The organism is Alteromonas sp. MMG017 (genome assembly GCF_018100795.1).
Taxonomy (GTDB): domain Bacteria; phylum Pseudomonadota; class Gammaproteobacteria; order Enterobacterales; family Alteromonadaceae; genus Alteromonas.
Window position 1 is genome coordinate 440,338 of sequence record NZ_JAGJDY010000001.1, and the last position, 24,446, is coordinate 464,783.

General features: G+C 46.4%; 20 protein-coding genes. 10 read left to right on the forward strand and 10 right to left on the reverse strand.

Annotation, left to right across the window (positions count from 1 at the left end; all coding sequences use genetic code 11):
- Positions 1-59 precede the first annotated feature (59 nt).
- The 8 genes from thiC to J8L84_RS01970 all read left to right on the forward strand — a co-directional run bounded on the left by thiC (position 60) and on the right by J8L84_RS01970 (position 9,132).
- Entirely contained in the window at positions 60-1,967 is a 1,908-nt protein-coding gene (gene thiC / locus J8L84_RS01935; RefSeq protein ID WP_247670489.1) for a phosphomethylpyrimidine synthase ThiC, read from the forward strand.
- Entirely contained in the window at positions 1,964-3,559 is a 1,596-nt protein-coding gene (gene thiE / locus J8L84_RS20630; protein ID WP_211069204.1) for a thiamine phosphate synthase, read from the forward strand. The genes thiC and thiE overlap by 4 nt, the downstream gene beginning before the upstream one ends.
- Positions 3,552-4,316: a HesA/MoeB/ThiF family protein gene (locus tag J8L84_RS01945; protein ID WP_211069205.1), complete on the forward strand. Its 765-nt coding sequence runs from the start codon at positions 3,552-3,554 to the stop codon at positions 4,314-4,316. The genes thiE and J8L84_RS01945 overlap by 8 nt, the downstream gene beginning before the upstream one ends.
- A complete protein-coding gene (thiS, locus tag J8L84_RS01950) occupies positions 4,304-4,513 on the forward strand; it encodes a sulfur carrier protein ThiS (RefSeq protein WP_211069206.1) in 210 nt (69 codons plus the stop codon). The genes J8L84_RS01945 and thiS overlap by 13 nt, the downstream gene beginning before the upstream one ends.
- The gene (locus J8L84_RS01955) at positions 4,514-5,281 is read left to right on the forward strand and encodes a thiazole synthase (protein WP_211069207.1); all 768 of its coding nucleotides are present in this window, start codon (positions 4,514-4,516) and stop codon (positions 5,279-5,281) included.
- A gap of 7 nt (positions 5,282-5,288) precedes the next feature.
- A complete protein-coding gene (gene thiH, locus J8L84_RS01960; RefSeq protein WP_211069208.1) occupies positions 5,289-6,413 on the forward strand; it encodes a 2-iminoacetate synthase ThiH in 1,125 nt (374 codons plus the stop codon).
- A 193-nt stretch (positions 6,414-6,606) separates the two neighbouring features.
- Positions 6,607-7,707, forward strand: a complete 1,101-nt coding sequence (locus tag J8L84_RS01965; RefSeq protein ID WP_211069209.1) for a YHYH protein — start codon at positions 6,607-6,609, stop codon at positions 7,705-7,707.
- A gap of 198 nt (positions 7,708-7,905) precedes the next feature.
- Positions 7,906-9,132, forward strand: coding sequence for a threonine/serine exporter family protein (locus J8L84_RS01970; RefSeq protein WP_211069210.1), 1,227 nt, complete (start codon positions 7,906-7,908; stop codon positions 9,130-9,132).
- Between the two features lie 177 nt (positions 9,133-9,309).
- On the opposite strand, the gene J8L84_RS01975 is transcribed toward J8L84_RS01970, so the two are convergent.
- Together J8L84_RS01975 and J8L84_RS01980 are read right to left on the reverse strand one after the other, a co-directional pair.
- Positions 9,310-10,281 carry a DUF697 domain-containing protein gene (locus tag J8L84_RS01975; protein ID WP_211069211.1) on the reverse strand — a complete coding sequence of 324 codons (972 nt, stop codon included), beginning with the start codon at positions 10,279-10,281 and terminating at the stop codon, positions 9,310-9,312.
- Complete coding sequence (locus J8L84_RS01980) at positions 10,274-11,668, reverse strand: YcjX family protein (protein WP_211069212.1); 1,395 nt, start codon at positions 11,666-11,668, stop codon at positions 10,274-10,276. Before J8L84_RS01980 ends, J8L84_RS01975 begins: the two co-directional genes overlap by 8 nt.
- Before the next feature lie 306 nt (positions 11,669-11,974).
- Here J8L84_RS01980 and J8L84_RS01985 point away from each other — a divergent pair, with 306 nt between their 5' ends.
- Complete coding sequence (locus J8L84_RS01985; protein ID WP_211069213.1) at positions 11,975-12,319, forward strand: carboxymuconolactone decarboxylase family protein; 345 nt, start codon at positions 11,975-11,977, stop codon at positions 12,317-12,319.
- A gap of 104 nt (positions 12,320-12,423) precedes the next feature.
- Here the strand turns inward: J8L84_RS01985 and J8L84_RS01990 are convergent, their stop codons facing one another.
- A complete protein-coding gene (locus tag J8L84_RS01990; RefSeq protein ID WP_211069214.1) occupies positions 12,424-13,185 on the reverse strand; it encodes an MBL fold metallo-hydrolase in 762 nt (253 codons plus the stop codon).
- Positions 13,186-13,320: 135 nt separating this feature from the next.
- Positions 13,321-14,226 carry a LysR family transcriptional regulator gene (locus tag J8L84_RS01995; protein ID WP_211069215.1) on the reverse strand — a complete coding sequence of 302 codons (906 nt, stop codon included), beginning with the start codon at positions 14,224-14,226 and terminating at the stop codon, positions 13,321-13,323.
- 282 nt (positions 14,227-14,508) lie between these two features.
- Here J8L84_RS01995 and J8L84_RS02000 point away from each other — a divergent pair, with 282 nt between their 5' ends.
- Complete coding sequence (locus J8L84_RS02000; protein ID WP_211069216.1) at positions 14,509-15,729, forward strand: acyl-CoA dehydrogenase family protein; 1,221 nt, start codon at positions 14,509-14,511, stop codon at positions 15,727-15,729.
- Positions 15,730-15,951: 222 nt separating this feature from the next.
- Here the strand turns inward: J8L84_RS02000 and J8L84_RS02005 are convergent, their stop codons facing one another.
- The 6 genes from J8L84_RS02005 to J8L84_RS02030 form a co-directional block, all read right to left on the reverse strand.
- Entirely contained in the window at positions 15,952-16,485 is a 534-nt protein-coding gene (locus tag J8L84_RS02005; RefSeq protein ID WP_247670490.1) for a hypothetical protein, read from the reverse strand.
- A 122-nt stretch (positions 16,486-16,607) separates the two neighbouring features.
- Positions 16,608-17,729 (reverse strand): ABC transporter permease, encoded by a 1,122-nt coding sequence (locus J8L84_RS02010; RefSeq protein WP_211069217.1) that lies wholly within the window; start codon positions 17,727-17,729, stop codon positions 16,608-16,610.
- Positions 17,730-17,732: 3 nt separating this feature from the next.
- On the reverse strand, positions 17,733-20,525 hold the full coding sequence (rbbA, locus tag J8L84_RS02015) for a ribosome-associated ATPase/putative transporter RbbA (protein WP_211069218.1): 2,793 nt from the start codon (positions 20,523-20,525) through the stop codon (positions 17,733-17,735).
- Positions 20,522-21,586: an HlyD family efflux transporter periplasmic adaptor subunit gene (locus tag J8L84_RS02020; protein ID WP_348771795.1), complete on the reverse strand. Its 1,065-nt coding sequence runs from the start codon at positions 21,584-21,586 to the stop codon at positions 20,522-20,524. Before J8L84_RS02020 ends, rbbA begins: the two co-directional genes overlap by 4 nt.
- A gap of 371 nt (positions 21,587-21,957) precedes the next feature.
- The gene (gene mmsB / locus J8L84_RS02025; RefSeq protein WP_211069219.1) at positions 21,958-22,839 is read right to left on the reverse strand and encodes a 3-hydroxyisobutyrate dehydrogenase; all 882 of its coding nucleotides are present in this window, start codon (positions 22,837-22,839) and stop codon (positions 21,958-21,960) included.
- 33 nt (positions 22,840-22,872) lie between these two features.
- Complete coding sequence (locus J8L84_RS02030; RefSeq protein WP_211069220.1) at positions 22,873-24,372, reverse strand: CoA-acylating methylmalonate-semialdehyde dehydrogenase; 1,500 nt, start codon at positions 24,370-24,372, stop codon at positions 22,873-22,875.
- Positions 24,373-24,446 lie beyond the last annotated feature (74 nt).

Sequence of the window (24,446 nt, forward strand, 5' to 3'; positions counted from 1 at the left end):
TATTCTCTCCTCCACTCCTGACAAGCATTTTATAACCTAAACTAACAGGCGAAAATGCTATGTCGACTCGACGCGAACAGCGCCAACAGGCGCAAGACTTTATTAATCAATTGGCCGGTGAGGCCTACCCTAATTCTACCCGCCACTACGAAAAAGGCAGCCGCGACGATATTAATGTTGCTATGCGACTGATTCATCAGCACGACAGCTTAATCGGCGGTACTGAAGAAAACCCCATACTTGAAAGTAACCCTCCCATTGGGGTGTACGACACTTCAGGCCCCTATGGCGATCCTGATGTAACCATCAATGTGCAAAAAGGGTTAGCGCCGCTACGAGAAAGCTGGATTAAAGAGCGTGAAAACACGTACCAGCTTGAAGGGGTATCGTCGCACTTCGCGAAGCAACGTGAACAAGACATCATTACCGAAGACTTTCGCTTCACCCGCACATTGAAACCACGTAAAGCCCTAGAAGGTAAAAACGTGACACAACTGCATTACGCTCGCCAAGGCATTGTCACGCCCGAGATGGAATACATTGCTATTCGCGAAAATATGGGTCGCGATGCGCTTAAAGACAACCCGCTAAGTCAGCAACATAAAGGTGAACACTTCGGCGCCAATCTGCCTTCGAACATTACCCCTGAGTTTGTTCGCCAAGAAGTGGCCGCAGGGCGCGCGATTATTCCAGCGAACATAAACCACCCTGAACTAGAACCTATGATTATTGGCCGCAACTTTTTGGTAAAGATTAACGCCAACATTGGGAATTCAGCGGTAACTTCATCTATTGAAGAGGAAGTGGAAAAGCTAGTGTGGTCTGCACGCTGGGGCGCCGATACCCTTATGGATTTATCCACTGGCCGCAATATTCACGAAACCCGCGAATGGCTACTGCGTAACAGCCCTATCCCCTTAGGTACTGTTCCCATCTACCAAGCCCTTGAGAAAGTAAATGGCGTGGCCGAAGATCTTACTTGGCCGTTATTTAAAGACACCCTTATCGAGCAAGCCGAACAAGGGGTAGATTACTTCACCATTCACGCAGGCGTATTGCTTGAATACGTGCCCCTTACCGCAAACCGAGTAACGGGCATTGTGTCTCGTGGCGGCTCTATTATGGCTAAGTGGTGTTTAAGTCATCACAAGCAAAGTTTTTTGTATGAACGTTTCCGCGATATCTGTGAAATTTGCGCCGCTTACGATGTGTCGCTTTCGTTGGGCGACGGATTACGCCCAGGCAGCGTGGCCGATGCAAACGATGAAGCACAATTTTCTGAACTTCGTACCCTTGGTGAGCTCACTAAAATAGCGTGGGAATATGATGTTCAGGTGATGATTGAAGGCCCAGGGCATGTGCCAATGCACATGATTAAAGCCAACATGGAAGAGCAGCTAACCCATTGTCATGAAGCGCCCTTTTACACATTAGGCCCCCTTACTACCGATATTGCTCCGGGTTACGATCATTTTACTTCCGGTATTGGTGCCGCCATGATTGGCTGGTATGGCTGTGCCATGCTTTGTTACGTTACTCCCAAAGAGCATTTGGGTTTACCCAACAAAGAAGATGTTAAGCAGGGTCTAATTACCTACAAAATTGCGGCACACGCTGCCGATTTAGCTAAGGGCCATCCTGGCGCCCAAATTCGCGATAACGCCATGTCAAAAGCCCGCTTTGAATTTCGTTGGGAAGACCAATTCAACTTAGCACTAGACCCTCATACCGCCCGAGCCTACCACGATGAAACGCTGCCTAAGGCTTCGGGTAAAGTGGCACATTTTTGTTCTATGTGTGGCCCCAAGTTTTGCTCGATGAAAATTTCTCAAGAAGTGCGAGATGTAGCAAAAGCTAATCAAGACGCTGCACAGCAAGAAAAAGGCATGCAAGACATGGCTACCGCCTTTAACAATTCTGGCGCGGCGCTTTATCACAAAGCCGATAGCAAGGTGCAACTGCCGTGATCAGAACTACAACACACGCCACGAGCGAAGAGCCTGTGGTGTGGGCTATTGGTGGCATAGATACGAGTGGAGGCGCGGGTATAACCCGCGACGCCATAACACTTGCCGATATCAGTGTGCATGCATGTGTATTAACCACACAAGTTGCCAACCAATCACATTTAGTCATGCGAAGTGCATCCGCACTAAGTATCGATACACTAAATGCACAATGGCAAGCCCTAGAAAGCGAACTTCCCCCTAAGGCAATAAAAATAGGCGCCATTGCAAACACCCCGCAGGCCATGTTTTTGTGTGAGCATGTGGCAAAATTAAAACAATATAAAAACACAAATTGTTTTGTTGTTTGGGATCCTGTGTTGGTGAGTTCTTCTGGCGGCGTATTAAGTGAACTTAGCCAACAAAGCATTGATTCACTAATTGCAGCTGTAGATATTCTTACCCCTAACGTACAAGAGTTATCACAGTTAACGGGCTGGCCTGTGCATTGTGAGAAGTCACTATTAGCCGCTGCACAGGCGCTTATTACCCGTGGCGCTAAGGCTGTTTACGTGAAGGGCGGTCATGCGCACTGGCAAAGTACTGCAATTGATACTTTCGTGTCCACGCAGGCGATTCGATTTTTTCAACAACCTAGAGATAACATGGGGAACCTTAGAGGCACTGGTTGTATGTTTGCCAGTGCATTAGCAGGTTTTGTAGCAAGTGATTATGATGTTCAGGATGCACTAACGCTCGCTAATGCCTATTTACATAAAGTGCGTAACGCCTCTGTGTATTCGAGCAATTCAGTTTGTTCTGCCGATCATATCCATTGCGCAGAATTGGTTGGCTTTCCACTCACCCCTGTGCATTACCCTTCTGTTCGTTTTGGTGAAAACGATCCCGTTCGGCATTTAACGCCGATGCATTTCCCCAAATTAAACGACTGCGCTTTGGGTATCTACCCAGTGGTAAGTGATGTATCCCAATTGGAAGTACTGGTAAAAGCCGGTGCTGTGATTATTCAATTAAGAATAAAATTTGGCTCTCAGGCTCACAAATCAAAACAAATTGCTAAAGCTGTAGAAATTGTAAAGCACACGCCCTGTCAGTTATTCATAAATGATGACTGGGAGTTAGCTATTGAGCATGGTGCTTACGGCGTGCACCTAGGGCAAGAAGATCTCGAATCGGCTAATTTACTCGCCATTTCCCGCGCAGGTCTTAGACTGGGCATATCAACTCACGGTTACTGTGAGCTGCAACGTATAAAATGGCTAAACCCCTCTTATATTGCACTTGGCCATATATTTCCCACCACCACGAAAGACATGCCCTCGAAACCCCAAGGGCTCGATCGCCTTTCACGTTATGTTCGTCTTTGCGAAGATATCCCTACCGTGGCGATTGGAGGTATTAATTTGACCCGAATTAATCCGGTAGCCAGTACTGGCGTATCGGGTATTGCGGTGGTGCGTGCTATTACGCAAGCTACGGATCCCGCGGCGGCATTTCACGATCTGTTGCGACAGATAAACGATGGCGACGGTATTGGTGAAAGCATTGGCGAGGCTAGTACATCTGTTCCCCTCGGGCTTAGTTATGAATAGTCCGAATTTGTCTGCCGATGACATTAGCCGCTATAGTCGTCAGTTGCTACTAGATGACATTGACGATGCGGGTCAAGGGCGCCTTCAGCACGCTTTCGCCGTTATTATCGGGCTAGGTGGTCTAGGTGCCCTTGCAGCGCGTTACTTGGTAGGGGCCGGAATTGGCAAGGTGCTATTGGTAGACCATGACACCGTTGATAAAAGCAATATTCACCGGCAAGTGTTATTTAACCAAGCGCATATTGGCCAGCACAAAACTGAGGCAAGCTATGCCCAATTGCGCCTTTTAAACCCCCACACCCAAATTGAATTGGCTGAGGTTCAGGCAAATAGCAGTAACTTACCGTCGCTGATATCTGGGGCCCATTGTGTGCTTGATTGTAGCGACAACATCACTACCCGAAAAGCCATTAATGCCGCTTGCGTAAGTCAGCGCAAAGCGCTTTTTATTGCCGCCGCCAGCCAGTACAGCTGGCAAGCGATAAACCTGCGTTGCAATGGATCAGACAGTGGTTGTTATGCGTGTCTATTAGCACAAACCACAGTACAAGAAGACTGTATCAGCCAAGGTATTTTAGGCCCAGTGGTAGGCATGGCCGCGTGCTTCCAAGCTACTCAAGCGCTGCTGTATTTGGCCAACCCCAAGGCAAACATGACATGGGGCCAATACACCATCATGAATGTGGCCACCGCTCAGTTTCAATCTTTCTCACTTCCGGCCTACAAGCACTGCGAGGTATGCCAATGTCTAGCATAAGTATTTCACTAAATGGTACACAGGTGAGCTGTGCAGCAAATACGTCGGTGTTAGCTTTTCTAAACGCCCAAGGCATAAGCCAAGACGGCACTGCTGTGGCTAAAAATGGCAGTATTCTGGCTAAGCCACTTTGGGGTAAAAGCCAATTACAACATAACGACAAGCTTGACGTTTTCACGCTTGTAGCAGGAGGGTAAATGCTTACCTTAGCTAACCAAACATTTTCATCACGTCTATTAATGGGCACGGGTAAATTCAGCTCGCCTAGCATAATGAAACGCAGCGTGAAGAGTGCCAAAAGCACTATGGTAACGCTAGCCATGAAACGACTTTCGGCGCATATTGAACATGATAATTCCTTAACCTTGTTAAAAGAATTAGACGTGACGCTTTTACCGAACACCTCTGGTGCCAAAAATGCACAAGAAGCTATTTTTGCTGCTGAGCTAGCTTATGAAGTACTAGGTTCACCATGGATAAAGTTAGAGATTCACCCTGACCAGCAGCACCTTTTACCTGACCCTATCGAAACCTTGCATGCCGCAGAAGTATTAGTGAAAAAAGGGTTCAATGTGCTGCCTTATTGCCATGCCGACCCTGTGCTATGTCGGCGGTTAGAAGAAGTAGGCTGCGCAGCGGTTATGCCATTAGGCGCGCCTATCGGCACCAACCAAGGGTTACAAACGGCGCCTTTTTTACGCATTATTATTGAACAAGCCAATGTGCCCGTTATTGTAGATGCGGGTATTGGCAAACCTAGCGAAGCCATGGCTGCCATGGAAATGGGTGCAGATGCTGTATTGGTGAATACGGCTATTGCTACTGCAAGCAATCCTGTTGCCATGGCGAGTGCTTTTTCTAAAGCCGTTGAAATAGGCCGCAAAGCCTACGAAGCGGGCATGCCCAACACACAGCAACATGCACAGCCTTCTAGCCCCTTAACTCAATTTTTGGTGCAGGAGTAATTTAGTTATGCGTATTGCAAGCACACTTTTGTCGCAAGACTTATCGAATATCGCCCTTTCTATTCAAAGTAAAACCAGCAAGCATGTAGAGCAAGCGTTGGCTAAAACTAGCCGAAATATAGATGATTTTATGGCGTTAATATCGCCGGCTGCCGCCCCTTATGCAGAGGAAATGGCCATGCAGTCACAAGCACTAACCCGCGCACGGTTTGGCAATACCATGGGGTTATTTGTGCCGCTATACCTTGCTAACTTATGTGCGAACGAATGTACCTACTGCGGCTTCACCATGAGCAACAAAATAAAGCGCACGGTGCTAAACCTTAGCCAAATAGAAAAAGAAATAGCCGCCATTACCGACTTGGGATTTTCACAAGTATTGCTGGTAACAGGAGAGCACGAACAAAAGGTGGGAATGCCTTATTTTAGTGAAGTATTACCCTCAATCAGAGATAGCGTGAGCAATGTGATGATGGAAGTGCAACCGTTGCCACAAAAAGATTATGAAACCTTAAAATCGTTAGGGGTGGACGCAGTGCTGGTTTACCAAGAAACCTATAACCCTCAAGAGTACGCGCGATATCATACCCGAGGTAAAAAGCAGGATTTCTTATGGCGTTTGCAGGCCAGCGATCGTATTGGTGCAGCAGGTATCGATAAAATAGGCATTGGCGCCTTATTGGGCTTAGGTGATTGGCGTACCGATAGTGTCATGACAGCCTTACACGGCCAACTTATTCAGCAGCATTACTGGCGAAGCCGAGTGGCGATTTCTTTTCCGCGATTACGACAGTGCGAAGGCAATACTAACGACGCCGCTAATTTACTAACGCAGCAATTTCCAAACGAAACCCAACTGTTACAGTTAATTTGCGCTCACCGCTTGTTTAATCCACAAGCCGAATTGTCACTGTCTACCCGCGAGTCGGCGCGCTTTCGCGATGGTGTGCTGCCACTGGGTATCACGTCTATGTCAGCAGGGTCACAAACCCAACCAGGCGGTTACAGTGCGCCGTCAGAAGCGCTTAACCAGTTTGATATAGATGATACTCGCCCCGTTAATTCGGTGGCCGCCGTCATTGAAGCAAAAGGATTAGAGCCGGTATGGAAAGACTGGATGGCTTTCAGCTAGCCATTTTGTATATCTCTTTTTCTAACCACAAGCTTTCGCCTATTTCTAGTCGCTAGTTATGGCTACAACACTTTCCCGTCATGCTAGTTAAGCGATGAGTAAACGTTTATTGTTTCTGAGTGTTAATCCAAAAAGCCCTTTGTAAGCTACTATTACTAAGCAGCTTTGTTTTAACAGTGAAAAAAGGATGGCAATGAAGAATATCAATGTAAGAAGATTAGCGTTGATTGCAGGGGTATTAACCCTTGGTACACTCACCGCCTGCGGCGATCATTCCAATTCAGAATCTCATGTCCACGCTCAAAATGAAGCCAAAAGACAAAGCACAACCGCTTCACTCCCAACCATTACCGAATACTTTACTGATGACGTTACAATAAGCGACAGCCTTGTCGATTGCACATTAAGCGATGGAACTGAAACTCGCTGTTATATCGTTACTATGCCCGTAAATAGCGGCATTGATATCGGCCACGACAAAGGCCCGTGGTGCCCGCGTAATATCAGTGATACCGCCGAAGACACTGGAATTTGGCTAAGTGATAACCAAGTATACGATGCCGATGGCAACTTTATCGAAAATCTAGCCACCTTCTATAGTGATGACAATTGGCAGCTATTTAACCCTGAAACTGGCGAAATTAAAGTCACTGACAGCAAAGATGCTTGCCTTGCAGCTGCGCGACCCGATGTCGACCCCAAATATCAGAACTACTGCGTTGAATGCCTACCTGAATACGCAGAAGATGTTGAACCACAAAAGTACCTCATTCCCGCCTACCCTGAAAAAGCATCACGTATTACCCAATTCGACCCTCATGGTGGTGTCGGCCTTGCATTTAACGGTGTAAAGATGGATGCGCCGGCACCGGTTGATGCCATATTAGGCGCCTACACTCTGGCTCCTTTTGATGACTGTGGTGGCCATGTTAATCCGCATGTTGGGTACCATTACCATGCAATTACCGAGTGCTCATCTATTGATACTGCGCTTTCTACCCACGGCAAAATGTTAGGTGTGGCACTAGACGGTTTTACTATTTTTGAACGCAAACAGCCTGATGGACAAGTACCTGATGATCTTGATGACTGTGGTGGGCATGCTATCGATGGAAGTGGTGTTGGTGGACAAGAAGGAATTGGTTACCACTACCATGCAGGCGCAGCCGGCAGCAATCAAATTTTGAGCTGTTTTAGTGCCCCTAAAGGCTGCGCTATTGAAGGTGACAGTATGCGGTGTGATGTGCGACGAGGGCCATCAGGAAATCGTCCACCGCCACCCAAACCGTTTTAAAAATATGGATTAGTTTTTCTAACGTGAAAAAATAATAAATGTTTTTTGCGTTATCGTTATTTTGCCTCTACAATCCGCGCAAATTTTAGCCAAGCCTATTTTATCTCTCAATACTGGCTTGGTTTTTCTCGCTACCGCCCTATGCGGTGATTGCACTTTAGGTTTTATTGAAATACAGCCCCCAAGTAGGACAAGTCGTTGGACACAGTAGAATTTATTCAAATTCGGAGATTTATTGTTAAGCTTGGCAAAATGCTGCATAAATACGGCACGCCAGCTTTTCGATTAGAAGCTTACTTATTAGAAGTGGCCACCTACTTAGGCGTGCACGCCTCGTTTATTTCCACACCCACTTCATTAACTTTTGTTATTTGGAGTGACAGACACGAAGACGAATACAACCATGCATCCCGCCTACTCCCAGGCGACTTAGACATGAACGCGCTATCGCTTACTGACGAGCTCGCAGGCTCACTACTAAGCGGTGAGCTTACTCTTGCTGAAGCTGATAAGCGCCTTGATGAAATTGATGCTATGGGCAGCCCCTACGGAAAATGGCTTACGGGCGGTGCTTTTGGTATGGCTACCAGCGCCTTTGCCATGCTGATGGGCGCAAGCTGGGCTGAAATTGGTTGGTCAGGGTTACTAGGGTTACTTGCCTATGTATGGACGCTGTGGTCTGAGCGTTCTAAGCGGGTTAATTTAATGCTTGAGCCTGCCACGGCTTTTATTGCTGCCTTGTTAACTTGTGCGATCGGTACTTATATCGACCCAGGTATTAACATTCCTCTTATTGTGCTTTCTTCGGTGATTGTTTTTGTTCCTGGGCTTGCGCTTACCATGGGGCTTGCTGAACTGTCGTCCCGCAATATGGTATCGGGCACGGCCCGCACCATGGACGCGGTAATGCAGTTGTTTAAGCTTTATTTCGGTGCTTTTTTAGGTGTGTCGGCTGGCTTTAGCTTGTTTGGTGAAAACGTGTATCAACCGGCTGAATCTTTGCCTTATTGGGCAACATGGTTATCGGTATTTTTGTTATGTTTAGCGCTAGTGGCTATTTTTCGCACCCGGGTTAAGCATATTCCTTGGGCAATGGCGGCGGCCTTTATTGCCTACAGCGCGACGGCATGGAGTTCTGATTACATGAGCCCTGGGTTAGGCGCGTTCGTGGGTGCATTTGCGCTAGGGCTTTTTGCCAATGCTTTCACCCGCATTGCAAATCAGCCTGCTACGATTGTGGCTATGCACGGGCTAATTGTATTGGTGCCGGGATCTAAAACGTATATCGGGTTAAACTCGTTTATTTCGGGGCAAGACTTTGTACAAGCCGATCACTTAGGCCAAGAGGTGTTCTTGATTTTTATGTCGCTAGTAGCAGGGCTTATTTTCGCCAACGTTGTCATGCCCACCAAAAAAGCGTTGTAGTATATTGCAACAGAGCATTGGAGCTGAGTATCGGTAAGGGGTATTGGTACTAAAAATTAGAGCTGAGAATTAGAGCTGAGCACAGTTAACCGAATTTCAATTCGTATTCATACACTTAAAAAGTCCGATAAGAATAACAGCGTTATCAATAACGCTGTTATTTATTTTTCAGTAGCTTCATTTTAATAGCTTCATTAACGCCTTCCCTAAACGCACATTAAGCGCTCCTGCGGCAACAGCTTCGGCAGAATTTTCCATAAATTTTGCACTTAACGAACCACCAATTTGATTAGCGACTTCATCGGTGGCCAAATCAAATACACCCTGTGCGGCAATATTTTGGGCAAGTACGCCCAAAAGTTTCCAATTACCTATAGTACCAGGGCGAAGGCCATAAATTTTCGCCATTCGTCTTATGGTTCGAAAGCTTATCCACATTACCGCAAAGGTTTGAATTAAGTTATTCGGGCTAATAAATGCCAAGCTTCCTGCGGTAATCGACTCTTTGTTTAGCACTTTCTGCGCTTTTTGCTGCACCGCGTTTAACACCGTATCGTGATACAGCCCCAGCCGCTCTTTGGCAGACATGTCGTTGTGCAGCTGCTTTTGGTAAATAGCGAAACAGTGCGCAGCATAAGACGATGAAGTAAAACGGCTACCATGGCGTTTAAGTACTTTATCGACAACTTCAACGCTGTCTTCACCGGTTAACGATGCGATAGTTTGCCCATCATCAATGGCCTTATTGATTTGCTTATAGCCTCGCCACTCTCGAAAGCTTAAATAACTGAAACAGGCCACAAAACCGCTAAGTAATGCTGCCAAAGCAGTGCTAGCAATAGGGTGCTCGGCTACGCTTGCCGTAAGCGTGGTGTAGGCATCGAAAACGAAAAAGCCAATAATGGAAAGTACACCTAGCCCCAAGGTTAATCCGCCAGTAGAAATGCGCGCTTTTGCGCTGTCCATTTGCCATTCGTTGGTTTCAGTTTTTGCGGGCATCGCCGTATCGGGTGGCGTAATATCAAGACGCTGCTGTACTACTTTGGCCCGATAGGCTGGCGCTGTTGTACTTGTTGCGTCATCGGTATTGTTGTTCGTCGCATCTGACGTGTTCATACCTTGCGTATTAATCGAGCCTTGCTTATTCATTGGAAACTCCTTCGGCCAATAAGAATTGAAGTAATCTATCCAATCCTCTGCCAGATAGTATTCGCGCCATATAGTCTTGCGGCACTTGAGTGTTAAGCACTGGAAAATGTGCATCTGACTCCATGGCTTTTAACGAAGCAGGAATAGATTCAAATGCCGCTTCAACGTAGCCATTTTCGGCATCTTGATAACGTAATGCGTTCGGCGAACTGCCTTCATCAGTGACTTGTATTGCCGATACTAAAAAATGCTCAAACTGAATGGGCTTATCAACAAAACGGGCTCTGGCACCTTCGGTAACCTGCTTCAATAACGATAGTAAGTTTTCACGTTCAGACACTGGAATTAAATCGGCTTTAGTGGCCACAAAAGCCACCCTACCAATGGCTTCTTTGCGCATAACATTGCGGGCAAACCATCCTGTTTGGCCATACACAAAAGTGTCAGCCAAATGACTCAAGGTTTCTTTTAACTGGTACAAATGCTGACGGCTGTGATTTAACCCCTCGAACAAATCCACCAGAATAATTTGTTTATCCGTTTCCCGAAATACAGACTGCTTTAACGGCGTTAACCAGTCTTTTTGAAACGCGGAAAAATGGCTTTCAAAGGCGTTGAACCAAGGGTGAGATACATCGCTGGTAATACTTGAAGGTAACGGCGCAAAGCCAAGTTGCTGCCAATCAAAATCACTTGAATCTAGTAAGAAACTGCCAGGTTGTAGCAGGGAGATCCCGTTTTGTTTGGCAGTCACTAAATAACGTCGATAGGCACTTACAAGCTCGTTAATGCTGGTCTGCGTGGGCGGTTGTTCGAAGTCAAAAGCATTCACTACGTCCTTCCACTCATTCGCAAAATGCTGCTGGGGGCCGCTGCTTATTTGTGCCCATGCAGAATCAGACCACTGAGCATAGGTTTTACCTAACATGGGGATATCGGTTATCCACTCCCCTGGGTAGTCGATAAACTCAAAAACAATATCAGTATGGGGCAGCACGTGGCGCTTAATACTGGTGGTTTGGGTTAACCGCACGATAAGCTTAAAGCCATAAGCTTCTTCCGTAGCGGCAGGCCACTTGCCCGATGCCAGTGCATTCATGTTCTCTTCAAGAGGAAAAGGCTTATACCCGTCTATGGGTTCAATCCGCATGAATTCTACCTGTGAAGGAGGAAGGTATCGCAACAAAGGCATACAAGCATATCCCTCCTCACTACGACTTTTCAGCATGGTCATTAAGCTAGTGAACAACATAGATTTGCCGCTTCGGCTTAAACCAGTAATGGTAAATCTATGAATTTCTTTACTGAAGATATCAGACAGGGTTTCCCCCGAAGCAGACGCGGCTAGCCGCACCTTTTCAAGTAAAGAAGACAAACTGTTTTGCATGAGCCACCCATTTCCTTTTAGTTGCACGCAAGCATACGTACCTATACATGATGTGGTCATTAATTGATGTAAGACAAGCATATTGCACGTTTTGTTACAACTTTCTTAGTTTAGCCATTATCACGGTTGACCCATTCACGGTGCACTGGCATATAAGAATTTATCCGCACTGCATAGTGCGATTTATTCTTCCCTACTGGGTGATTTATTAGTCCCTACTGGGTATTTGTCAGCGTGAATTAACAGGCTGGTATTAACTGAGTAGTCATTAATTCGCCGAATAAAATCGATAACAAGGATCATCAAATGAGCAAATCGTACCCTGATATTACTAAACGCATTTCAGATAACATGAAGTCTCTTCGTGCTGGCATACCCGACACCATGCAAGGGTTTTCAGCCATGGCGAAAGCGGCAACGCAAGATGGCGCGCTAGATAAAAAAACCAAAGAGCTTATTGCATTAGCCATTGGCATTTCAACACGATGCGACGGCTGTATTGGCTTTCACGTAAAAGCATTAGTTGAGCTAGGTGTTACTAAAGAAGAATTGGAAGAAACACTAGGAATGGCCATTTATATGGGCGGCGGCCCTTCGCTGATGTACGCCGCCGATGCCATGTTAGCTTACGAGCAATTTACCCAAGGGTAATACAGGCTACCTGATGATAGCGTGCTGGCTTTGTATTAAAGCGGCTGCCGCTATTGCGCTTTTACATACAGCCGCTTTTGCACTATGCACTTTTGCTGAACCCACTAGTGCTGAGCGGTTTTGCCGAACAGCTTTCGGTTAATGCGGTTTTTGGCTGAATGCCAGTGATTCTTTGGCAAGGTTGGCGCATTCTCGATAACGTGGTCAAAGGGAATATCAACCAACTGTACCGGTGCCACATGCGCACAGAAAATCGTTTCTATAGACGACTGCGCAATGCGTTGTAACGACTTACGGTACTGATTTGGGTGACATAAGGGGTAAGGTGGTACTAACTCACCTTTCACCTTCACCAATAAATCGGCAACATACGCTTGCCGCGTGGGCTCATGCATGATGGTAAGGTCGTGGTCAGTGTGACCGGGTGAGTAAAGTACTTTCCACTCGTTAAACACGGGCAGATTTTGCTCATCTTCCAGCAGAATATCAGCACGCAATACGGGGTTATACCAAATAGATTCTCGCTGCTTGCCTATGCGGTTTGCTACCCACCATGTCAGGCCCAAATCAATGGCGTGAGCTGCTCTGCCCATTAAGCCTGCATACCAACTTTTAGCTTTTGGGTGCGCTGCTATAGGCGCTCCGGTTAACGCTTTTAGTCGAACCGCCCCACCAGCATGGTCGGGATGCATATGTGATACCACAATCAATTTTAAGTCGCTTAAAGGCCGATGTAAGGTATCAGTGATAAACCGGCTCACCGTTTCAACATCTGCGCGGCTACAGCCATCTAATAGCAGTAAGCCATGGTCGTGCTCTGCTAGGTAGATGTGTTGAATGTAGCCAGAAATGGTGTGGATCTTCATTTAGATTCTCGAGCCGTTAAACGCTGTCGTTGTTTATACGTGCGTTAATAGGTGCACTGTAGGTTTGGCTTTTTTAGCACAACAAGCCAATAATTTATGCTGAAATACTAGCAAACATTACGCCCAATAACCAGATCACGCAAACAACTGTAATACCAGCGCCTTTAGCCACATTAACCCTGGCTCGCCTTCTTGATGTTGATGCCAATACAAATGTGTTTCTAATGCAGGTAAGTCGAATGGCAGTGCTGCAATACTTAGCCTTTCGTCAGCAAGGGCGTTGGCAATGGAGCCTGGTAAGGTTAACAGTGCATTGGTGTTAGCGGTAACCTCTGCCGCAGCCCGATAGTTTTGACAACGCCATAACGAAGGGCGACTGACGCCAAGTTGCTGCAGGGCAATCTCTTCTACCGATGCCCCTTTAATTCTATTCGACACCGTAATATGACGGGCATTTAGGTAAGCCTCTGCACTTAGGCTGTCACGTAAAGCATGCTGCGTATTCATCAGAACGGCGTAGTTGTCACGAGTAAGCAAACAATGTTCAACTGGCGGTGAAATTGGCCGCCCTATGTCTACCACTAGATGTAAATTGCGATTGCTTAAGTCGGCCACCATAGTGTCGCGATTTAATCGCGCACTCACGATTTCAACATTAGGCGCATGTGCTTCAAGCTTGGCCAATAATGCCGGTAGTACACTAAGCTCTAGCGATTCTTGCATAGCAATAACAAAACGCTGATGGCTGTGAGCTGGGTTAAACGCAGTAAATTCACTTAATGCACGGCGAATATTAGCTAGCGCATCTAAAATTTGCGGTGCTAACCGTTCGCAGGCGGCGGTAGGCAGCATGTGATTTTTTTCACGAGCAAATAGTGGGTCGCCAAGAATTTCGCGAAACCTTCGCATAGCATGGCTAACCGCTGACGGGGTGATATGCAGCGATTCTGCGGCATGGGTCATGTTGCGCTGCTGCCACAAGGCCTCAAACACTTTCAGTAAATTTAAGTCGAGCTTTTCAAATTGTCGATTATCTTGCATGAAGACTTATTCCTTTAGTGCCTAAACCCCTCGGGTCACACGCTACTTAGCGAACCAGCTTGAATACCGTCATTGGGACTGGTTTTGAGACCGGCATTGGACCGGCTTTGGACTGGCTTTGTAACGAGATTGTAAGAGCAACATACCATGAATATCATTCACAATACTGGCGGACGATATTTCATTTCATTCATTTTAGTAACTAAACTACGCTATAGCTATCAAATTTATTACCACTGCTTTTTAAGCTACTAGCCATTTTTTAAGCACCCGAGGACAGTCATGGATTTTTCGCATAACGATAAAACAAACGCGCTACTCGAAAAACTTGATGCATTTATTGCTGAACATATCGAGCCCATTGAAAATGAAGTTTATGATTTTCATCATAAAGAGAATCACCACGGTGATTGGAAAAAATGGAAGCTACACCCTGGCACCGAGGCACTTAAACAAAAAGCGCGCGAGGCAGGGTTAGCCAATTTATTTTTGCCCGATGCTGAGCTTGGTAAAGGGTTAACGACCCTTGAATATGCGCCCATGGCTGAGCGTATGGGAAGATTTCTCTTCGCCCCTGAGATATTCAACTGTAACGCGCCAGATACGGGCAATATGGAAGTGCTTTATCACTTTGGTAATGATGCCCAAAAAGCTAAATGGCTTACCCCGCTATTAGCAGGCGAAATACGTTCCGTATTTGGTATGACGGAGCCTGACGTAGCATCATCTGACGCCACCAATATGGCAGCGACCATTATTGAAGATGGCGATGATGTAGTGATCAACGGCAAAAAATGGTGGTCTACTGGTTTGGGGCATCCCAACGCTGCATTTACTATATTTATGGGTTTATCTAACCCTGAAAACGACAAGCACAGCCGCCATAGCATGGTGATTGTGCCACTAGATACACCAGGAATTACCATAACCCGAATGCTAGATGCGTATGGCGATTACGATGCCCCTTTTGGTCATGGTGAAATGCATTTTGATAATGTACGGGTAAGTAAAGAAAACCTGGTGATGGGTTTAGGTAAAGGCTTTGCAATTGCTCAAGGCCGCTTAGGCCCAGGTCGAATTCACCACTGTATGCGCGCCATCGGCATGGCTGAAAAATCACTTGAACTTGCCCTTAATCGTGGCCACGAACGTGTCGCGTTTGGTAAGCCTATTATCCGCTTAGGCGGCAACTTAGAGCGTGTTGCTGAAGCACGTATGGCCATAGAGCAAGCCAGACTATTAACCCTTCATGCCGCATGGAAGATAGACAACCTTGGCGTGAAGCACGCCATGACAGAAATATCTGCCATTAAAGTGGTGGTGCCCAACATGCTGCAATCGGTAGTAGACATGGCACTGCAACTTCATGGTGGTGCTGGTATGTGTAGCGACTTCCCATTAGCAAGATTTGCCGCAGGCGCTCGCGCACTTCGATTAGCCGATGGCCCTGATGAAGTGCATAAGGGCATGGTGTCGCGTATAGAGCTTAGAAAGTATCAGTAGGTAGAACAGCCCTGAGCGAATAAACAGCCCTGAGCGAATAGACAGCCTGAGCGAATAGACAGCCCTGAGCGAATAGACAGCCGTGAGCGAGTAAACAGCCCTGAGCGTTTATAAATAGCCTTAAGCGTCGAACAAAAAAGGGGCCTACTCTTCTAAGTAGACCCCTTTTTTCATATTCACTATTCTTCGTTTACCGTCTATCGTCCCACATGAGTACTTAAGTTATTCACTGTCTTCATTTAAACGACTATGAAGAAACTCAAGTTTGGCAAAACTTTTGTTTAACTCAGGGTTCGTCATAACTAACGCCGCTACATGTTCATAGCTTTTTTCGCGAGTTTGTTTGGTTAAAAATTTAACCATTTCGTCGCTAGGTAATCTATTAAAGACAATCCCTGAGCTAGTAGACATGGTTTTGATATACAGTGCTCGCGCAGCTTTAACATACCGAGGCTCACAGGTTTTTTTGGCAATTTTACTGCCTAGAGGCCGATGGTAAGAACATAGCACGTCAAACTTCGCTACTTCATTTATTTCATGATACATATCCAAGAAATCAAATTTAGCTTTATCGAATTCACGCTGTAATTGCGGTTTTGTTTTTTGGCCAAGTATTTCAAACTGCTCATATTTTCGAGTTTTATCGTGCTGCGCAAATACTGCACTACTAAACAGTAAGGTAACAACTGTGAATAAACCTGTTAGGTACTTCACGGGGGTGCTAGATATAGCGAAAGTGGTGTATGACTTCATCATGTGTTCCTTTATTGATGTGGTAAACTTAACCTAGCACATGAACAATATTTAGGCAAAAAAATGGCATCCTTGCACACTTACTACAGCCTGTGCTCCACGCTTTCTTAGCTACACCTTCTTTTTTACGCCATGCTACCCACGGTGCTTTTGAAGCGGCGCAGAGCAATATAATAAAATGCCCCCCCAATGACAGTTAACGCAATAAGTTGAGGGTACACCACACTGATCCCAGCCCCTCGATACAGCACGCCTTGTGATGCCATAACAAAGTGAGTATTAGGCGCAATAAGCATAATATTTTGAATTAAGTCAGGCATGCTTTCTCTTGGTGTTACACCACCAGACAGCAACTGAAGCGGTAATAATACTAGAATCAATAACAGCCCAAACTGCGGCATAGAGCGCGCGATGGTTGCCATGAATATACCTAAACTACTCACCGCGAACAGGTGAATGGCCACCGCCAGCATAAATAACCACACGTCGCCATTAATGGGAACGCCCAGTACATATTGAATCACTAAATACACAGACATAAGTGTAGCAAGCCATACCATCAACAATGTAGCGGCAATTTTCGATAGCATAATTTCACTGCTTGATACGGGCATTGCCAATAAGTGCTCTACCGTACCCCGCTCTTTTTCTCGAATAAGCGCCGCGCCCGATAAAATAATGGCAATCATGGTCACCGCATTAATGAGCTCCATCACAGAGCCAAACCAAAAACTTTCTAACGCGGGGTTAAACCGTGCGCGCATGATTAAGTCTACAATGTAACTGGTTTCTGACTTATACCCAGCCACATAAGCGGCCACCTCTTCGCCGATAATTTCCGTAATATAGCCGTTGCCCGTAAAGGCTTGGCTAATGCGGGTAGCATCGACGTTTACTTGTACATCCGGTACTGAACCCTTCATCACATCTTTTTCGAATTCAGGCGGTATTGTTACTACAAAGGTGTACTTGCCTGTATCTAAGCTGGGGTTAACTTCTTGATCTGTAATAATATCAGGTGTTAAGAAATAAGGTGGCACGAAGCCGTCTATTACCCTATGAGAAAGCTGCGAACGGTCGTGGTCCACAAACGCGATAGGCGCATTGTGCAAAGATTCCGGTACTGCTGTGGCCGCCGTGTAAATGTTTAAGGTGAAAACATAGAAAATGAGCACCAACATCACAGGGTCGCGCCATAAGCTCCACAGTTCTTTTACGCTAAGGTGTAGTACATTGTTAAGTTTCATGACTTAGCGCTCCTGCTTCTTAAGTAGCACCACTGACAACCAGAGAGTAACTGGAATGCCAATAGCGATGGCATACACCGCAAAATCTAAGGAAGCAAAGCCCAACCCTTTGCTGAAAATGCCTCGACTGGCTAACAAGAAGTAGCTTATGGGGTGCATCTCTCCAATAACTTTACCAATACCCTCGAGCGCTGAAACCGGCGTGATCATGCCGGCGAATTGTACCGCAGGCACCATGGTCCCAATGGTAGTAAGTAGAATAGCGGCAATTTGGCTATTGGTAAAAACAGACGCCAACAAGCCAAAACTGGTAGAAAAGGTGACGAACAGTAACGCGATTAGGGCAAACGCGAATACATCGCCTTTTAGGGGAACATTAAAAAAGTACACCGCCATAAGCACCAATAAAATGAAGCTTACAAATGATGTAAGAATATAGGGCACTTGTTTGCCTAGCAAAAATTCGAGTTTCGATACTGGCGTTACATACAAATTAATAATTGAGCCGAGTTCTTTTTCTCGCACCACGGCTAATGAAGTAAGCAACGCCGGTATCATTAATAACAGCATAGGAATAACCGCAGGTACAATGGCAACTAAGCTTTTAATATCGGGGTTATACAAATAGCGAGATTGTACATCAATCAGCGAGGTAGAAGTGGTCGTGCTCATTTGAGAAGCTTGTTCTAACAACCAGGTTAAGTGAATGCCTTCAACATAGCCTTCGATAGTTTCGGCTCTAGAAGGCATAGAGCCATCTATCCATGCGCCAATTTCTACGTCTTCACCTTTATGGAGTTTTTGACCAAAATCAGGTGGAATCTCAATGGCAAGTGACAGCTCACCACTTTTCATTCGCCTGTCCATATCTTCATAACTAGTGATATCAGGCTGAGTGACAAAATACCGTGAACCCGCAAGGCTATTGGTGTATTGCTCACTAATGGCAGATTTGTCGCGGTCGAATACCGCGTATTGTAAGTCTTCTACATCCATGGTTATGCCGTAGCCAATGACCATCATTAATACGATAGAGCCTAAAAAAGCCATGGTCAGCCTGATTGGGTCACGCATTAACTCCAGCGTTTCACGGGTGGCATAACTCATTAAACGTTGTAGCGACTGTTTATAGTGGCTCTTTTGTTTTGTAGCCGCAGACACTGGGCGGGTATTTTCTTTTTCTGGGCTGGCTTCTTGTCTCGCTGAAGAAACACCGTTCTTCAAGCTAGCCTCTTCGCCTTGCACATCATCTTTACTTGGCTGCGCGGCTTCTAAGTAGTCGATAAACGCTTCTTCTAAGGTATCAGCTTGCTTGTGTGCCACAATGGCCTCAGGTGAATCGGTTACTAGTACTTTGCCAGCGTGCATAAGCGAAATGCGATCGCACCTTGCCGCTTCGTTCATAAAGTGTGTTGAAATAAAGATAGTGACGCCATCTTCTCTAGCTAAGCTGATAAGTAGTCGCCAGAAATTATCCCTGGCAATGGGATCAACCCCGGATGTGGGTTCATCAAGAATCAGCACCTCAGGCTTGTGTACCATAGCTACCGCCAGCGACAACCGTTGACGCAACCCTAGCGGTAACGATGCGGGTAGAGCATCTTTGTATTGGCTAAGTGAAAAGCGCTGTAGCATCTCTTGCACGCGAGCTTGGCGCTGCTTGTTATCCTGGCTATTGGACTTCGTAAATAGCCGCGCGTGTAATACCAGATTTTGTTCAACGGTAAGTTCGGTATACAAGGAAAAGCTTTGTGACATATAGCCCACACGGTATCGCGTGGCAATGTCGTTAGGATCTAACACACTGCCTAACATCCATGCTTCGCCAGAGGTTTGTGGTAGTAACCCAGTTAGCATTTTCATGGTGGTCGATTTACCACAGCCATTCGACCCCAGAAAGCCAAATATTTCGCCTTTTTTAATAGAAAAGCTGACGTTATCTACCGCTGTAAAATCACCAAACATCATGGTGAGACTTTTCGCCTCTATGGCAATAGGCGCGTGAGCACTTTCATCAATAGGGGTTATAATCACGGGCAAGTGATTACGTTTTATTGATTCCGGCAATAGGGCAATAAATGCCGACTCTAGATTATCGGTTTGGGTTTTCGCCAACAGCGCTTGCGGCGCACCTGTGGCTAACACCTTGCCATCGTTCATGGCAATAAGATGTTCAAATTGCTGCGCTTCATCCATATACGCAGTAGCAACCAGTACCGTCAGATCAACCTGCCCTTCTCGAATATCAGCAATTAAGCGCCAAAATTGACTGCGCGCTAACGGATCTACGCCGGTAGTAGGCTCATCTAAAATCAGTAATTTGGGGTCGTGTATAAGGGCACAGCATAAGCCTAATTTTTGCTTCATGCCGCCAGATAACTTGCCCGCAGGGCGAGATAGAAAAGGAAACAACCCAGTACGTTTGGTTAAATTGTCGATACGCTTGCGGCGCTCGGCGCGTCCGTGCCCAAATAGCTTGGCGAAAAACTGTAAGTTTTCTTCAACCGACAAGGTGGGATATAGATTCTTTCCCAACCCCTGCGGCATATAGGCAATATCAGCACAAATGGCTTCTCGGTGAGCCCGCTCACGCATATCTCCATTCAGCACATTAAGCGTACCTTGCTGCAACGCCCGTTCACCAGCAATGAGCGATAGCAAGGTAGATTTTCCTACGCCATCAGGCCCAATAAAACCGACCGTTGCACCACGCGGAATTCGAAGTGATATATCTGCGATTGCGGTAGTTGATTTGTAATGAACCGTCAGACCTTCACAGGTAATGACGTCGGTCATAGCGTTACCATTTCAGGCACATCACTTGGCCACGCTGCGCTATCATCAAGCTTTACCCACACTATGCCTGGCAGGCCTGTTTTTACCTTCTCGATATGTTCTTGTAGTAAGTCTTTAGGAATTTGTGCTTTTACTCGGAACATTAACTTTTCTCGCTCACTTTCAGTTTCCACCGAACGGGGCGTGAATTGCGCGACATCTGCCACATAAGAAATACTGGCAGGAATAGAAATATCCGATGCGGCATCTAAAACAATGCGTGCTTCAGAGCCAATAGATAGCCGGCCTACTTGAGTAGCAGGCAAATAAAATGTCATATAAACATTGGTTAAATCTACAAGGCTGAGCACACGACCACCCGCGGCCACTACTTCACCAGGTTGCACAACACGGTATTGAATACGCCCGTTGCGCGGCGCTTTTAGCAACATATCGTCTATTTCAGATTCGATTTGCGCGATGGTAGCATCGCTTGCTGTTACCGCAGCTTGGGCAGACAAATACTGAGACTTAGAGGCTTCAATGGTTGCGTCTGCAGCGGCCAATCTGGCCGACGCGGCATTTACGGCTGCCTTTGCGCTTTCTACCGTAGTTTGGTTATCTTCCGCCAACTGTTTTGACACGGCACCGGTTTTTGAGAGTTCATCAGTGCGTTTAGCGTGAGCTTCAGCCGCTTTTAGTTCGGCTTCGGTTTGCAATAACGCTGCCTCTAGCGCGACTTTTTCGCTTTCACGCTGTGCAATCGCCATATGTGCGGCGGCAACTGCACTTTGCGCCTGTACTCGCTGGGCATTGGCTTGACGCAATTGACCTTGAATAGTCGTGGTATCTAGCTTAGCGACTAGCATTCCTGCTTCTACTTGCTCACCTTCATCCACATAAATGGCTTCTACTCTTCCCGCCACCTTGGCAGCAATACCAATTTCAACCGCTTCAATTCGACCATTACTCGACACAACATCTTCTTGCTCTGCACCACCGAAGAAGGCGTTATAACCAAGCACTAATAATACAATTAACAAAAAAACTAAAACGAAGGGGGTCTTCTTCACTGTCTTCACGGCAACGCTTCCTGTGTAATAGATCTCGCTGCCTGAAGAGCGCGAGTAGTTTCACGGTGTGGGGAACGCATAAGCTGCCCCCGTGATTTAATCAATTATTGGCTTACTAGATGTAATGACTCATTTTACCTATTGGGAAAGAAGCATCTTTGTTCTAAATCAACAAAAGGCAGTGTTGACCGAGTAGTAGGTTGGCGTTTTTAACACTGGTATTGCTCAAAAGCGTGAGCGAGGGTAGTTGTACGGAAAGTAAGAGATTATAGAACCTGAGAAAGGTGCAAAAAATGAGATTCAGTCTCACGTTTTTGCACCTTAAATAACTAAGTTTCACACAAAGTTTTTAGCTAAAACCCTTGCTTTTAAGGCGTTGGCTAAAGGGTTTTGATAACAGAAGAAAAATCCAGCCCGCCGTTTTCTTGTGCTTTTTCACAATACTCCCGGTACAACTCAGCGGCTCTTTCACCCATAGGGACATTTGCCCCAACTGATTCAGCGCCCTGCATGGCTAAGGTTAAATCTTTCAACATTAATGCTGCAGCGAAACCACCTGCAAAATCATTGTCTGCAGGGCTAACTGGCCCTACTCCTTTTACTGGGCAGTAGCTGGTCATCGACCATGTTTGGCCCGACGCATTCGAGGCAATATCGAAAAACACCTGCGGATCTAAATCTAGCTTTTCTGCTAACTGAAATGCTTCACAGGTAGCAATCATACTGGCACCTAGCAGCATATTGTTGCAAATTTTTGCAGATTGCCCTGCTCCACACTCCCCCGCATGAATAATTTTCTTGCCCATAGCCGACAGCACTTTTTCAGCTTGTTCGAAGGCCGCGCTTTCGCCACCCACCATAAAAGTAAGAGTGCCGTCGCCAGCAGCTTTAGTGCCACCAGATACTGGCGCGTCTACCATGAGCAGGCCTTTCGCTTTTGCCATGCCGCCGACTTCCTTAGCAGTGGCCACATCTATGGTTGAACAATCTAATAGCAAGGTGCCTGATTTTGCATTGGGTAACACGGTTTCTTCGTATATGCCCTTAACGTGCTTGCCTGCAGGCAACATGGTTACCACCGCATCGCAGTTTTCCACAGCTTGCTTGGCAGATTCGGCTAATTGGCAGCCGTTGGTTTTAGCGACTGCCATGGCTTCATTACTCAAATCAAACGCCAATACGCTAAATCCATTTTTCACTAGGTTTTTAGCCATGCCCGAGCCCATATTACCTAGGCCAATAAACGCAATATTTTTAGTCATTATTCACTCCAGATTTATGTCGTTGGACTCGCCTTATTCCATCGTAGGAATAACAAACGCATTGTCGTTAGTATCAGAACCATCAGGCCAGCGCTGAGTGACCGTTTTCACTTTGGTCCAAAATTTCACCCCTTCCATACCATGCTGATTAGTATCGCCAAATGACGAACGCTTCCAACCGCCGAAGGTGTGATAGGCCACAGGTACAGGAATAGGTACATTAATACCTACCATGCCCACGTTCACCCGTTGCGCAAACTCTCTGGCGGCATGGCCATTTCGGGTGTAAATAGCCACCCCATTACCATATTGATGATCGCTTGCTAGCGATACCGCATGATTGAAGTCTGTGGCGCGAACAATTTGAAGTACAGGTCCGAAGATCTCTTCTTGGTATGAGCGCATCTCTGCCGTTACATTGTCGAACAATGTGGGCCCAATGAAATAGCCGTTGGTGTGCTCTGGTATTTGAGACGTGCGACCGTCGTAAATAAGATTCGCACCTTCCGATATGGCAAGTTCAATATACTCTTCAATACGTGACTTATGGGTAGTCGTTACCACAGGCCCGTAGTGCGCCGACTTATCTTCTGAATGGCTTACTTTAATAGCTTTAATGGCTGGAATAAGTTTGTCGATAAGCTTTTCTGCTGTGCCCTCGCCTACAGGCACTACCACAGGTAATGCCATGCATCGCTCGCCGGCAGAACCATATGCTGCACCCACTAAGTCTGCGACCACCTGATCTAAATCAGCATCTGGCATCACAATACCGTGGTTTTTAGCACCGCCCATGGCTTGAATACGTTTGCCAGCACGGGCTCCGCGTTCATAAACATAATTGGCAATGTCAGATGAGCCCACAAAACTGACTGCTTTTACCTCTTGATGGTCAAGCAGTGCATCAACCGCTACTTTGTCACCATGCACCACGTTCAATACGCCTTTAGGTAACCCCGCTTGTAGCATGAGCTTGGCTAATTCAACAGGTACCGATGGATCGCGCTCTGAAGGTTTTAAAATAAAGGCATTCCCGCAGGCAATGGCTACGCCGAACATCCACATGGGAATCATTGCTGGAAAGTTAAATGGCGTGATCCCCGCCACCACACCTAAGGGCTGGCGCATGGAATACACATCAATACCCGGTCCTGCGCTATCGGTGTACTCCCCTTTTTGCGCATGAGGTATGCCGCAAGCAAACTCAATAACCTCTAGCCCTCGTTGAATATCGCCGTGCGCATCAGATAGCACTTTACCGTGCTCGCTTGATAGCAACTGGGCAAGCCTGTCTTTGTCTTGCTCGACAAGGCGTTTAAATTCAAACATAACGCGTGCACGACGCTGGGGGTTTGTGGCGGCCCATTCGCGCTGGGCTTTTTGGGCAACGTTAACAGCGTGGTTTACCGTTTCCACAGTAGCCAGCGTAACGTGGGCTTGAACCTTACCCGTGTTAGGGGCGAACACATCGGCGTGACGCTCGCCGTCAGCAGTATAATCTTTGCCTTCAATAAAGTGCGTTATGGTTCTCATGGCTACCTCGACAACTAAAAAATAAAAACAGAATATTTACAATTTTGAAACCTTGCGTTAAAAACCGCAAGTCA